Genomic DNA, 12,711 nt, shown 5'->3' on the forward strand with positions numbered 1-12,711 from the left:
AGGAAGGTTTCAGGGCGTGATAACGGTACTCGTCAACTCGGCGAGAGTCCCTTCGACCGTGTAGTCGGGCGCTTCGACTCTGAACGGCGACGCAGTCGACCCCGCGTAATGTAGCTGTAGCGTGTACGACCCGTCCTCGGCGATCGGCGCTGCTTCGTTGCGGTCGGCGTCGACCTGCTCGAGCATGACCATCTCGCCGGCGTAGCTGGCGTCGGACTGTCCCTCGATCTTGTAGGTTGTACGCTCCTGTGAGACCGCCGATCCCTCGAGTGGATATCCGTTATCGATCCAGGCCTGAAACCCTTCGTCGAGCGCGTACACCTCCTCGTACCCGTCGTCGATCAGCGATGCGGCTCGCATGGACGACAGGTGGTGCGGGCACCCACAGTAGGTGACGATCTGCGTATCGGTCGACCACTCTTCGGCTGGATCGTTTTCGGTCCCGTCCGGTGCAGGCGAAAAGACGGCACCGGCAATGTGTCCCTGTTCGTACTGATTCCGACCGCGCGCATCGGCAAAGTTCGCCTCGTCGTTCTCGTACCACTCGTACACGTCGTCGATCGGAGCGAGGGGCACCTCGATCCCGTTCGTGGTCGTCGTTTCGTATCCGTCATTGCCGCCGAGACAGCCAGCGACGGTCCCGAGGGCCGTCGCCCCACCGAGTCCGAGAAACGTCCGTCGGTTCATATATTACCCTCTAACGAGGATGGAAAGATAGGGTTTCTGGTGACGGACGTGTTATCGGCAGGTTGGACCGACCCCTTCGTTTCAACTGGAAACCAGCCGACGGTACGCAGGGAAGACTCGAGTCGAAAGAACGGAAAGGAGTAGTCCCACCAGGATTCGAACCTGGGTCGAAGCCCCCAGAAGGCTTCAGGATTGGCCACTACCCTATGGGACTTGACATGTTTCGTCGGTCTCCGCTTACCGACGACGTATCAGGTCGTAGTAGGGGAGTATATTAGAGTGTTACGAACTGAGTCGGGGATGCGAATGAGTCTGAATGGCGTGCAAACCTCAGCAAGCGACACCTACGCTCGGCTATTCGTAGTTCGGCGGATCATAGTGTTCCTTTCGATGGCAATTCGCACAGAGGACGGTACACCGTTCTATTTCGGTTCGAATTCGTTCTTTCGGTCGATTATCCGCGACCAGCCTCGTAACGGATGCCTCCTTCGTATTTCGGTCGTGATGAAAGTCTAAACACGCGGGGTCAGTCGCAGTACAGCGGTTACAGCCGGCGTTACGTTCCCTATTGTGTATCCATCGACGACGGTTCTGGGCTGGCTGTACGTAATGGAGCTTCCGGTGACAATTCGCACAGAGAACGTCACACTTCTCGATTTCGTCGCGAAGTCGCGCCTTCCCGTAGCCGTAGGTGACCATCTTCCCGACTGCCATCTCCTTCGCGGTAGTATCGACGTGGTGAAAGTCGAGACACGCGGCAGTATCGGTCCCACACCGTGAACACCCTCGATTTCGCTTTATCTCGTTGAGCCACGAACGAAGCCGTGATCGGCGGCGCAACGACCGCTCCGTATTCCACTCGGCGTTTCGGTAGTGCCATCGCTGATCGACCGAAAGTTCCTCCCAGACGAGATCGGACGGAAGCTCGATGTCGTCCGGTTTCGGTTGTACGCGAGAGCCCCTCGAGGAGGACGTCTCGAGCCCCACAATTTCTTTCGCCTCGCTCCACCCGCCCCACGTCCGGATGATAGTCGCGGACGCCGGCGTCAAGCCCAGTTCCTCGTACTCGGCCTTCGTCGGAGATTCGCCGAGCCGTTCGGCGGCCTCCCGCAGCGCCTCGAGACACTCCGCTTCGGTCGTCACGCCCCGATTGGTCGCGGCATCCGATATAAACGTGCGGCCACGACAACCCCGGTTCCGGCGAATATAGCCAGGCGATCGCAAACCGATACGGCTTTTCCGCTCTCTCGAGCACCCACGCGTATGTACGTCGGACGCTTCGTCGTCGTCGGTCCCGAGGTCGGCGCCTACCGCGTCTCCTCGCGATCGTTCCCGAACCGCAAGCTCACCGAACGCGAGGACGCCCTGACGGTGGGCCCTACGGAGGACGCCCCCGAAACGGACAACCCCTACGTCTCCTACAACTGCCTGCGGGTCGTCGAGACGCCCACGGGCGAGACGGCCGCCTTCGGCAACGGCTCGCACGTCGATCCGATCGCGGAGAAACTCGAGTTGGGCTACCCCGCCCGCGACGCGCTCGCGGAGAGCCTGCTCGCGCTGGATTACGAGAAGGACGACTACGATACGCCACGCATCGCGGCGACGATCGGGGACGACGGGGAGGCGCTGATCGGCACCGTCCGCAAGGACGCGCTGCTGGTCGAAACCGTCGACGAGCCGACGCTGGTCGCGACCTACGAGAAGAACGCCCCCGAGTCGTTCGATTTCACGGCCGAGAGCGCATCCGAGGCAGCGAGCGAGGCCTATGACCTCGAGTTCGAGCACGCGGTCTGTGCGGCCGGCGTCACGCGGACCGACGACGGGTTCGAGACGGCGATCGAGAACGGCAACTGAGCGCGAGCAGCCAACCTACAAACCCCTCGCGTGCGTTACCTTCGCGCAGGACGATGAAGGTCGGACTCATCTCGGACGTCCACGGCAATCGGGTCGCCCTCGAGACCGTCCTCGAGGAGATGCCGCCGGTCGATCAGCTGCTGTGTGCGGGCGACGTGGTCGGCTACAACCCCTGGCCGGCCGACTGCGTCGACGAGCTCCGGGAGCGCGACGTCCCCACGGTGATGGGGAACCACGACGCCGCGGTCGCCGCGGAGACGCCCTTCCGGTTCAACGGGATGGCCCGCGCGGGCGTCGAGTACGCCGAGACACAGCTTTCGGACGACCAACTCGAGTGGCTCGCGGACCTCCCAGTCGAGCGTACCGAATGCGACGGGCGGGTGAAACTCGTCCACGGCCACCCGGACGATCCGGACCGCTATACGCGGTACACCTACCCCGAGGAGTTCTCCGCCAGGATGCTCGGCGACGAGGACGTGCTCGTGCTCGGTCACACCCACGTCCAGGGCGTCCGCAAGTACGCGGAGGGGATCGTCGTCAACCCCGGCAGCGTCGGCCAACCGCGGGACGGCGATCCGCGAGCGGGCTACGCGGTGGTCGATCTCGACGCGATGACCGTCGACACCTATCGGGTCGAGTACGACATCGACGCGGTTCAGGAGGCCATCAGGGAGGCCGGCCTTCCCGAACGGATCGGGAGTCGACTCGAGCGCGGGAAGTGAAACGAACCCTTTTAGGCTGCCTCACCGGTATGCCCGGATATGGTATTTCCCGGCCACACCGCGCGCATCGACAGGGACCAGCGTCGTCGCGTCGGGGGCCGGTGTTGTTGCTGCCAGCGTCGTCAGCGGCGACGGCGTCACTCCGTAATCGATCCGACTGCGTTCGACGAGGTGAACGATGTTTCGACGGCTGCGTGAGGACACTCGGGCGATGTGCGAGCGCGACCCCGCCGCGAAGAGGTGTCTCGAGGTCGCGCTGGCCTATCCGGGCGTCCACGCGGTCTGGGGCCACCGGATCAGCAACTGGCTCTGGAATCGGGACCTGCAACTCGTTGCACGGCTGTTCTCGCACCTCGTGCGGCTGCTGACCGGCGTCGAGATCCACCCGGCTGCGGATCTCGGCCGGCGGGTAACGATCGACCACGGTATGGGCGTCGTCATCGGCGAAACCGCCGAGATCGGCGACGACGTCCATATGTACCACGGCGTCACGCTCGGCGGCGATACGAACGAGCCGGTCAAGCGCCATCCAACTGTGGAGGACGGCGTCCAGATCGGCGCGAACGCGACGCTGCTGGGCGACATCACGATCGGCGAGGACGCGGCCGTCGGCGCCGGCTCGGTCGTCACCGACGACGTGGAGCCCGGGGCGACCGTCGTCGGCGTGCCGGCGAAGCGAGTCGACGACTGAGACTGAACGGCGTCGCTCGAGGTACTTGCTACGAGACCGTCACTGCTGCTCGTCGCTCACCGTTCCGTCCGTGCCCGGCGGCGACTCTGACGCCGGCACACCGTCGTCCGTTTCGGCGTCGCTCGAGGACTCGCCCACCGCCTCGTCGGTCATCGTCTCCTCGGGATCGGATCGGTAGCCCAACTCGAGGTGAAGCTTCGCGGTGCAGTCCATTCCGGTTTCGTCGACGTCGGTCTCGTCCTCCTGCTGGTTGAGGTAGCCGTTGCAGCGACCGTGTTTGACGACGTTCATCAGCGTCGCAGCCGAGCCGCACTCGGGGCAGTCGATGTAGTAGTTGCCGTCGTCGTCCTGGTGCCAGGCGTCGGGCGTGAGTTCAGTGTATGCGGCGTCTTCGTGGTCGCGCTGGCTCATAGGTGTACGCGCCAGCGCGACAGTCATAAAGCGGCACCCGGAGATCGCAAACCGGCCGTCTCCTCGAGTGAAGCGTCACGGCGGTGCTCGCGGTGCTCCAAGTCGCGCCGGCGCACTGCGGTCGAAATCGCATCGCTCTCGACCGCGACCCTGACGCAGCATTCGGAGTTTTTCCGGTGGAGCTCTGGCCAGCAGAGACTGTTAGCTGATCGGGCGACAGTCCCCTGAGAAAAGAGTCGATCGACGGAAGGTCGGGAGTTACGGCAGCCTGTACCCCAGCACGTCTATCCGGCTGCTTACAAAGCGTACATGTTCACTCGTCGTGACTTCCTGATCAACGTCTGAAAGATCGAGCAGCATCGCTCCGCATCCGAGTGAAATAACTGCCGAAGAGAGGTCCTCGAGGGACGCAGGATCGAGTCCCCGCCCTCGATCACCCGGTTCGAATCCGTCTACGAGCCGTATCTCCTCCAGCAACGTGGCGGTATCGTCAACGACGGCTTCGACGGTCCCCTGGAACGCGTGGTCCTGCCATCCAGTCGGATTGTCTGTCGACGGGTCGATCAAACGTTCCCCGGATTCGACGGGGACCACTTCTGTCGTCATCGTCGCCATTAGTAGTACTTCCACGTCTCTCTGTTCGAGCCACTCGGCAGTCGCAACCTGAAGAGCGCCGCCTTTGCTCTGCTTGTAGCCGTCGAACACGCCAAACTTCGTTCCGTCTACCGAGACGATGATGCGTGGCTGTCCGTTTTTCGGCCCGACGTCGTCGATATGTGCATTGATGAGTTCCATCGTGATCAGTAGGTATCTACGGCAGGTTTTGGGGATATGCTGTTTGAGTGAACCCGTTCGATCCCACGTAGACCGTGACTGGTTTCTTGTCCGATTCTACCTTGTAGACGAAGACCGCCTTACCATCGCTAGTGGTCGTGACTCTGTCCGGGTTTCGGATGATACTGTTCACGAGACTCTCGACGCCGTCGGAACTATCGATAGATTCGTACTTATTTACGAGGTCACTCGTGTGTTTGTCATCGATGTGGCGCCATCCGGTCCCGTCATCTCCGGGAACACCTCGTTCAATCCAGACGATGTCGTTGTCGAGCCCCGGGACGTCGTTCTGCTTCTTCACAACCCACCGAGTCTCGCCGAGATTACCATTACTACGGACGACCTCTAGGAGGTCGCTCGCACTTATGCTGGAGTCGATCAACGTATCGGTAATTCGGCGGAGATGATCGGCCTCGAGGTCGCCCTCGCCGTAGCCGACGAGCATCCGGGTAGCAGTCGCATCGTTGACCCTCCCGAGCCACGTCTTCTACGAGGCTCGATCGGTGTTGCTTCTGGGCTCTTCAGCCCTGGCGATTTCTTCCCGAATTTGCTCCATCACGTCCCGAGTCCGCAGGTTCGGATTCATCTCGATAACTGTATCGTGAAAGTCTCGAGCAGTTTCTACGACTTCCTCGATCCACGCCTCTTTTAATACAGGTCGAGAGGTGTCAATATCGAGGCGGTCGTCCGGGTTTCGAGCACCCATCAAGGTCGAGCTTTTCGCCACGTTGACCGCTTCGTCGTCCCACGGTTCGACTACCATCCAAGATGGTCCGAATTCGAACTCGATTATGTAGCGCTCGTCAGAGAGTACCGCATCCACCGAGTCGAGTAGGTTGAGGACGATTCCACATGCGAATCCCGTTACGCCGCTGTCGGAACTCCCCCATATGTACATCTCGCGGACCGCTATCGAGACCTCGATCCATCCGTCCGGATTCTGCTTCTCGGAAACTCTCTGCCGGTACTCCGAGTCGTAGTGGAACGTGATCGTCGCCGAGTCAGTGGGCGCAGTTTCGTTCATGTTGTATCGATAAACCCTCCGTCCCCGTCGTTTAGTTGCGGTACCCACCGCTTGACAGCAGATCTACTGAGCGGATATGCAGTTTCAACTTCCCATTAGGCAATACGAGGACCCGCATATTATCGATACCATTATCGAGATATCCGTTCTCTTTTGGACGGAAATAGTATTTAGGGCACCGGTGACTGGTCAGAAGAGATTCGGTCGCTCGAGCCGTCATGTCAGAACGAGCGCGACTGGTCCATGAGAAATCCGGTGGTGGCGGACTGATCGGTTGGTTACAGGAAAATAGCGAGACACTACAACCCGATGCAGTAGGTGATTCACCAGATCCGGTACCGGTAGTTATCGAATCTCCTCTTCTTCGAGAACCTGTTCAGCCTCTGTGAGCGCTGTATCAATCGGCTGAAACCAATCAGTATCCGTTAAATCGTCGTTAGCCGACAGTGCTTCATCGGCCCACCATCTAATGGTCGTGTAAATCTCCTTGACGAGCGCAGTACGATCGACGAGCTCCGGTGCATCATTCCGGACGTCTCGTGGCAGTTCATCAATGTGGAAATACACGCCCACGGCGTCGTTCTCTGGGACAGGTGTGAATTCGAGTTCTCCCATATCGAACTCTGCAGCGCACTCCTCGTCCTCGAGGATCGCAGCCATGCACCGGAGCAGATCAGGGAACACTTCGTTCGGCAGGCTCACGTCATCCCAAGGACGATCCTCTCCGTCCTCAATTCCACCCGGGTGGATACGCATGTCGGCACCTGGCATCCATCCTTTCTGTAGATGGTCAGCCGGCGGTGATTCGACTTCTATATCGATCTTATCATGCTTATCACCCATGTTTATCACCCCTCATGTCTCCAGCCAACGTCGTTCTGACTGATATATTTCCAGACCGCTGAACCCTTTGTTGGGTAAGCAGTTCGAACATTACCGTTTCTGATTATAACTTCGATCTCTGAAACGCCTGTTCTATCGACGAAGCTTTGATCGAATTTGCTGAACTTGAATGAGTCTTGTGGAGTCGTCTCTGTGTCTTCAAGAGCTTTGTAAATGGCTTTACTGATGTCTCTTTCCGACATCGAATTCGGAATTGGCTGCGTCTTTGAATCGAAATTCTGGCCCGTTGGCCAAAGGGTAGTTGCTCTCTTCTCCTTCATCAATTCCCCATCAATATGACGTGCTTCCAGATAGGCCCATCCGTAGTCTTTGTTGCTAGTATCCGGGTTAAAGACACCACGCTCGAGCCAGCGAAGATTCCCGTTATTGTCAGTGACCACGAGTCGAGTTGTGCTCAGATCATTACCCTGTTCCGGGATTTCAAGGAGATCATTTGCTTGAATGGTGTCCTCGATAAGAGGATTGTCGGCCTTCGTTTTCAGCATCCCCATCATCTGCTGGATATCGGCTTGGTCCATCTTTCCATCATCCAGCAACTTGTTCATCCGCTGGAGATGGTCAGCGTCGATATCGCCCTCGCCGTAGCGGGCCAGCATCTGCCTAGTGGTCGCGTCGTCGACGCGCTCGAGGACCTGCCGGCTATCAGCGCCCGTGCTCTTCACGAACTGGTTTGCATCGAACGAGTCACTGCGACTGTTGACGACCGTCAGTTGATCGCGGAGATCCTCGCTGATGTCACCACAATTGATCGACAGTAACCGGGCGTCACTCGCCTGCTGCGAGACTTCCGCATTGGGTCCCGAGATCCGAGGGCGACGACACGGCGCTCCGAAGAATTCGTCACGCGCATCGGCGTCGAGATCGTCGACAAGTTTTGCGCCGTCATCACCCGTTCGCAGGAGATACTGACCGAGTTGCTCTTGGCGAGCGTCCGAAAGCGAATCGACGTCAGCATCCATCGCACGCTGATGTCGCCAGAGCCGGTACGCCCCGCCGGCGGTGTCGGCCTGACTCAGCAGCGGTTCGGCCGCGTCGCCGTCGACGGCAAGCAGAATCCGTGCCGTTGCACGGCCCTTTGCGGCTTTCTTCGCGTCGCTGACCCGATCGAGGGCCTTCAGCGCCTTCGTGTCGGAGAGTTTCGACCCGACGTCCTGGACCTTATCAGAGCTCTTGAGGGCCGTTTTGACGCTGCCGGAACGGCTCTGGTCGAGGGCCATCTTCGCGAGGAAGCCCGCGGCGTATCCCTCGTACCAGTTCTCCCTGAAGGTGTCGTACAGGTCTGCCTGCTCTTTCTCCTCGAGCGAGCCGTAGGGGTTGTTCACCGCCTGTTTCCGCTCGACGTCCTGTGCCATCGCCTTGACGAGCGTCTCGGCGGCGCCGAGCCCCTCCGACTGGGCCAGGTCGAGCAGCGCTCTAATTCCCTCGACGACCGCCTCCGGATCGTCGATGAGCTGCGAGATGTCTTGGAAGGCGACGCCCAGACTCGCGGAGAACCCGGAGACGGTTGCGAACTCGCTGGCCACGACGTAATCGGCCGGAGTCCCCGTGTAGAGGCTGCCGGCCGCCTCGCCGTAGAAGTTCGCCCGTTCGACGCCGACCGCGTCGTCTTCGTTGCCGTTCCGGTCGCGCGTTTCGACGTAGATCGTCGTCCCCGCGGTCGTATCGCCGACGGATTCGGCGACGCTCCCGGTCGTTTCAACGGCCTTGGCGCCGAACGAGATGAACGTCGATTTGTACGTACTGGTGTCGACGTCAGTGTCCGACTCGGCGAGTTCCTCGGTGAACTCGAGGTAGTCGTAGACGGTCTCGCCGCCGTCGTAGTTCGCCGACGTCTCCTCGTTCCCAGCTTTGACCAGCGCGGCGCGGTCAACGCCCGCCGGGTCGTGGATCCGAACGGAGACCCAGTACGTGGTATCGAGGCTCATCTCGGGGATGTGATACCCCGAGTTCTGAACGTCGATTTCCGGCGGCCGAACGTCGTACAGAGTCGGATCGCCGGCGCTCTCGACCTCTTCGCGATCGAAGATTCCGTCGCGGTCGGTGTCACTCCCGGTCGGATCCGTCGCAAGTTCGCGCTCGCGCGCGTCGTCGAGGCCGTCGCCGTCGCTGTCGGCGCTCCACGGGTTGCTCGTCGTCTCGTAGGTCGTGTAGGCGTCAGTCAGCGTCTCGGCGTCGGACCCCTCGAGAGCGCGCTTGGACTCGCTGACGCTGGTCGTTCTGACGACCGTGCTCTTCCCGATTCGTTCGGTGTAGTCATCGAGCCCGTCACCGTCGGAGTCGGGCGCCGTCGGATCGCTCGCAATGTTGAGATAGACGCCTCTGGTCGAGTTCGTGTCGTACCCGGCCGCCTCGACGGTGTCGAGGAGTGCGCGAGCGCGCTGTCGCTGTCGGTCCGAAGCGCCGCTGGACGGATCGAGCCGGTCGGTGACGTCGTCCAGACTCGTCGGTTCACCGACTTCCTCGCGGTCGCTAAGTCCGTCGCCGTCCGTATCGGCGGTATCCGGATCGGTCGTGATTTTGCCGTGCGGGGTCAGGAATCCCTTCCGCTCGGTGGCGTCGGGGATGCCGTCGCCGTCGGTATCGACCGCCTCGGTGGAGAGTAGTTGCGCTCTGAGATTCACGCCGTCGGCGCTGAGCGTCAACGTCGCCTCCCCGTTACTGAGTGCCGAGACGTCGACCACCTCTTTGACGGTCCCGACGGTCCCGATAGAGAGCGACTCCGTGATCGTGGTCCCGTTTGCGCCGGTTACGGTGAACGTCGCGTTCGGATCGACATTCGTCTGCTCGGTCTGGTACGCGACCGATATTTCGTCGGTTCCCTCGCTCAAATCGTACGTGACGGACGCGTTTCCGGAGTCGCCGACCGCATCGGCCGACTCGTTCATCGCCGGCGCTTCGGGGACGTGGACGGTCACCGGCTCGTCCATCTGCAGCGAGTGGGATCGGGGATCGGTCGCGCGTCCCGTGAGAACCTGCCAATCGGTGAGTTCGCCGGAGTCGAGCGGCGATCGTGTCGCTGCGTCGTTGAACGCGGGATTGATCGTTACCGACTGATTCGTGAGTCCGCCGCGGAAGACGCCACCGTCGGTTCGGATCCGGTTCCAAGCCCAGTCGAACCGTGTCTCGTGTCTGTAATCTCCGGAGTCGTCCCTGACGATCCAGTTACCCTGATCCGTGGGAAGATCGTCGAAGGTCATCGTGACGGCGCCGCCGGAGCCGTCGCTCGGCTTGTCGTGAAGGAGAACCAGACTCAGCCCCTCCGGACCGGACCAGAAGAACAGTTGACTCTTATCGCTCTCGGCGATCGGCAGCGGTGAGTTGATCTGCGCGTTCGCGTAGTCGTAGAACTCCTCTATCCGCTGACCGTTACTCAGCGGGACGACGTCGAAGCTATCGGACCCCTGTTCGACGGTAATCTTGCGGGCGTTCGGCTCGCCGCCGAGAACGAACGTCGAATCGTTCGTAACCTCACACGCGGCATTGCACGTGACGTTCGCATCGGCCTGAAACGGCAGTTCCTCGCTGGTTTCGTCTACCAGCGTCGCGTCAACCCACTCGTCGGCATCCAAGACGGTGAAGTACGAGAAGGAATCAACCGTCGCGCGTGCAGTTCCGTTTTCGATCGTCGACTCGACCGGCATCCAGGTTTCGTTCGCCGAGCCGCTCCATTTGAATACGGAGAGGTTCTCGTACTCCGATTCAGGAACCGTTTCGTTGATCGGAATCTCGATAGTCGCGTTCGTGAAATCGGAGCGATTAACGACACGAACGGTGGGACTAGCGCTGATATCGTCCCCCTCAAAGTACGACGATTTCGGGGTGATCTCCACATCGGACGGTGCGGTACCGGTACCGCGCATCGTCAGGGAAACGTCGGTTTCGTCGTCACGGATCGTCGTTTCGAACGTCGTGTTCCCGTCCGCGATGCCATCACCGTCGGAATCGGCCGCTAGCGGATCCGTTCCGAGCTCGAGTTCCTCGCCGTCCAGCAGGCCGTCGTCGTCGGTATCCGAATTGTCGGGTTCAGTGCCGACATCCAGTTCGCGGCCATCATCGAGTCCGTCTCGATCCTCGTCCGCGAGTTGCGGGTTCGTTTCGGCCTCGTACTCCTCGCGGTTCGTCAGGCCGTCGTCGTCGAGGTCCCACTCGGCGTCGTCGACGCCGTCGTCGTTCGTATCGGCGCGCGTCTGATCGAGTTCGGGATACTGCGCTTCGTAGTGGTCCGGCAGCCCGTCGCCGTCGGTGTCCGACGCGAACGGATTGGTGTCGAACCGGCCCTCGTGGTAGTTCGAGAGGTTGTCGTCGTCGAAGTCCTCGAGGCCGTCGATGACGCCGTTATCGCCGACGTCGGCGTCGACGCGCGGCGAGTCGCTGTCCGGATCCCGGGGATCGGTTTCGACGACGTCGACCTCGTACGTGTCCGGCAGTCCGTCGCCATCGAACAGGACGGTATCGCTGCCGGCCCGCGACGCGTCGGGGCTTCCATGTGGCCGAGTGTCGGAAACGTCGACCTCGACCGACGTGATGCGTTCGTCGAGGGAGACGTTCGCGGCGAACGTCGCGTTCAGGCTGTATCCGGTCGGCTCGACCGGGACCGTTTTCGTCTCGTTGCCGGCGACCGTGATCGTCGCGTTCGGGAGTTCGTGCGGTCGAACGTCGAAGACGGTCCCGCGGATCTCCCCATCGATCGAGTCGCTGCCGTTGCGGGGCGGATCGCCGCGCGTCGTCACCGTCACCTGCGGCGTCGTCTCTCGCTGGATCGTGTCGAGCGCTTGCTGGCTCTGTCGCCACGCCGTCATGAACTGTCGGATCGCACGCGACCGATCGCGCGACGCCCCGGCGACGTCCCCGTCGGTGTCGGCCTCGAGCGCGTCCTGTCCGCGGTCGTACGCGCGGTTCGCGTTCCGAATGTGGCTCTCGATCGCGTTCCGATGGCCGGGATCGTCGAGTTCGTCCGAGAACCGCTCGAGGGCGACCTCCGCGTCCGCGATCGATCTGTTGGCCGTCCGCGCGTTCGCGTGTGCGAGGAGCCACGTCGTCCTGTTGACCCGTTCGGGATCGGCGTCCGAAACCGACGCGAGCTGCTGAACGGCCGCGGCGTCACCCTCGAATACGGCCGGGCTGTCAACGCGATTCCCGTCGAGGTAGACGTCGAGCGTCCCGTTAATGCGGTCGCCAGCCCGTCGGAGACGCCGCTCATCGGATTTATGTGCAGGCGTTATTGACGCAAATTCGGAGACGGCCGCATACTTCAACCCGAGCGCGGTGCCGCCACCCCCGGCTGAGAGGAACTGACTCGTTGCGTCCGATGGAACGGAACTTGCGTTCGTTGCGGGTTGTGCAGCCGTAGTACCCCTAGTCGCGGTCACCGCCGGGCCAACCGCGCCGGTGATCAACAATACGGAGAATACCACAGCCAATAACTTCCGGTTACGAATTTCCATACTGTCAGTCTAAAGTAAGAATATATCAACATATCGGGGAGAATCAAATCTGATAACGTCCGTCCCTGGAATTATTGAAAGTTGTATCGAGGACATCGACTCGGACCACTGCACGGCAACCAATACTGCAATCGAGCGACT

Annotated in this window: 11 protein-coding genes and 1 tRNA gene; 3 read left to right on the plus strand and 9 right to left on the minus strand. The window is 61.0% G+C overall.

What is annotated here, in order from left to right; genetic code table 11:
- Nucleotides 1–9: 9 nt before the first annotated feature.
- The 3 genes from ATJ93_RS16195 to ATJ93_RS24095 form a co-directional block, all read right to left on the minus strand.
- Nucleotides 10–687 carry a rhodanese-like domain-containing protein gene (locus tag ATJ93_RS16195; RefSeq protein WP_120245677.1) on the minus strand — a complete coding sequence of 226 codons (678 nt, stop codon included), beginning with the start codon at nt 685–687 and terminating at the stop codon, nt 10–12.
- A gap of 141 nt (nt 688–828) precedes the next feature.
- A tRNA-Gln gene (locus tag ATJ93_RS16200) sits at nt 829–901 on the minus strand.
- 140 nt (nt 902–1,041) lie between these two features.
- Nucleotides 1,042–1,830 carry a homing endonuclease associated repeat-containing protein gene (locus ATJ93_RS24095; protein ID WP_120245678.1) on the minus strand — a complete coding sequence of 263 codons (789 nt, stop codon included), beginning with the start codon at nt 1,828–1,830 and terminating at the stop codon, nt 1,042–1,044.
- 120 nt (nt 1,831–1,950) lie between these two features.
- Between ATJ93_RS24095 and ATJ93_RS16210 the strand changes: the two genes are divergently transcribed.
- From ATJ93_RS16210 to cysE, 3 genes are all read left to right on the plus strand, one after another.
- Complete coding sequence (locus ATJ93_RS16210; protein WP_120245679.1) at nt 1,951–2,541, plus strand: IMP cyclohydrolase; 591 nt, start codon at nt 1,951–1,953, stop codon at nt 2,539–2,541.
- A gap of 53 nt (nt 2,542–2,594) precedes the next feature.
- Complete coding sequence (locus ATJ93_RS16215) at nt 2,595–3,263, plus strand: metallophosphoesterase family protein (RefSeq protein WP_120245680.1); 669 nt, start codon at nt 2,595–2,597, stop codon at nt 3,261–3,263.
- A gap of 178 nt (nt 3,264–3,441) precedes the next feature.
- Nucleotides 3,442–3,954, plus strand: a complete 513-nt coding sequence (gene cysE, locus ATJ93_RS16220) for a serine O-acetyltransferase (protein WP_120245681.1) — start codon at nt 3,442–3,444, stop codon at nt 3,952–3,954.
- A gap of 39 nt (nt 3,955–3,993) precedes the next feature.
- Here the strand turns inward: cysE and ATJ93_RS16225 are convergent, their stop codons facing one another.
- The 6 genes from ATJ93_RS16225 to ATJ93_RS16250 all read right to left on the minus strand — a co-directional run bounded on the left by ATJ93_RS16225 (nt 3,994) and on the right by ATJ93_RS16250 (nt 12,540).
- Nucleotides 3,994–4,365, minus strand: coding sequence for a hypothetical protein (locus ATJ93_RS16225; RefSeq protein ID WP_120245682.1), 372 nt, complete (start codon nt 4,363–4,365; stop codon nt 3,994–3,996).
- A 258-nt stretch (nt 4,366–4,623) separates the two neighbouring features.
- Nucleotides 4,624–5,160, minus strand: coding sequence for a hypothetical protein (locus tag ATJ93_RS16230; protein WP_120245683.1), 537 nt, complete (start codon nt 5,158–5,160; stop codon nt 4,624–4,626).
- A gap of 16 nt (nt 5,161–5,176) precedes the next feature.
- Nucleotides 5,177–5,644 carry a hypothetical protein gene (locus ATJ93_RS16235; protein ID WP_120245684.1) on the minus strand — a complete coding sequence of 156 codons (468 nt, stop codon included), beginning with the start codon at nt 5,642–5,644 and terminating at the stop codon, nt 5,177–5,179.
- Nucleotides 5,645–5,686: 42 nt separating this feature from the next.
- The gene (locus ATJ93_RS16240; protein ID WP_120245685.1) at nt 5,687–6,223 is read right to left on the minus strand and encodes a hypothetical protein; all 537 of its coding nucleotides are present in this window, start codon (nt 6,221–6,223) and stop codon (nt 5,687–5,689) included.
- Between the two features lie 345 nt (nt 6,224–6,568).
- Nucleotides 6,569–7,066, minus strand: coding sequence for a hypothetical protein (locus ATJ93_RS16245; RefSeq protein WP_147376659.1), 498 nt, complete (start codon nt 7,064–7,066; stop codon nt 6,569–6,571).
- A gap of 5 nt (nt 7,067–7,071) precedes the next feature.
- Nucleotides 7,072–12,540 carry a hypothetical protein gene (locus tag ATJ93_RS16250; RefSeq protein ID WP_147376660.1) on the minus strand — a complete coding sequence of 1,823 codons (5,469 nt, stop codon included), beginning with the start codon at nt 12,538–12,540 and terminating at the stop codon, nt 7,072–7,074.
- Nucleotides 12,541–12,711: the final 171 nt, after the last annotated feature.

This window comes from Halopiger aswanensis, from assembly GCF_003610195.1.
GTDB lineage: Archaea > Halobacteriota > Halobacteria > Halobacteriales > Natrialbaceae > Halopiger > Halopiger aswanensis.

Bases quoted from the DNA above. Each gene is read 5' to 3' on its own strand.
- ATJ93_RS16210 (WP_120245679.1), top strand. From the start codon at position 1,951: ATGTACGTCGGACGCTTCGTCGTCGTCGGTCCCGAGGTCGGCGCCTAC.
- cysE (WP_120245681.1), top strand. From the start codon at position 3,442: ATGTTTCGACGGCTGCGTGAGGACACTCGGGCGATGTGCGAGCGCGAC.
- ATJ93_RS16240 (WP_120245685.1), bottom strand. From the start codon at position 6,223: ATGAACGAAACTGCGCCCACTGACTCGGCGACGATCACGTTCCACTAC.
- ATJ93_RS16195 (WP_120245677.1), bottom strand. From the start codon at position 687: ATGAACCGACGGACGTTTCTCGGACTCGGTGGGGCGACGGCCCTCGGG.
- ATJ93_RS16245 (WP_147376659.1), bottom strand. From the start codon at position 7,066: ATGGGTGATAAGCATGATAAGATCGATATAGAAGTCGAATCACCGCCG.
- ATJ93_RS16235 (WP_120245684.1), bottom strand. From the start codon at position 5,644: ATGCTCGTCGGCTACGGCGAGGGCGACCTCGAGGCCGATCATCTCCGC.
- ATJ93_RS16225 (WP_120245682.1), bottom strand. From the start codon at position 4,365: ATGAGCCAGCGCGACCACGAAGACGCCGCATACACTGAACTCACGCCC.
- ATJ93_RS16230 (WP_120245683.1), bottom strand. From the start codon at position 5,160: ATGGAACTCATCAATGCACATATCGACGACGTCGGGCCGAAAAACGGA.
- ATJ93_RS16215 (WP_120245680.1), top strand. From the start codon at position 2,595: ATGAAGGTCGGACTCATCTCGGACGTCCACGGCAATCGGGTCGCCCTC.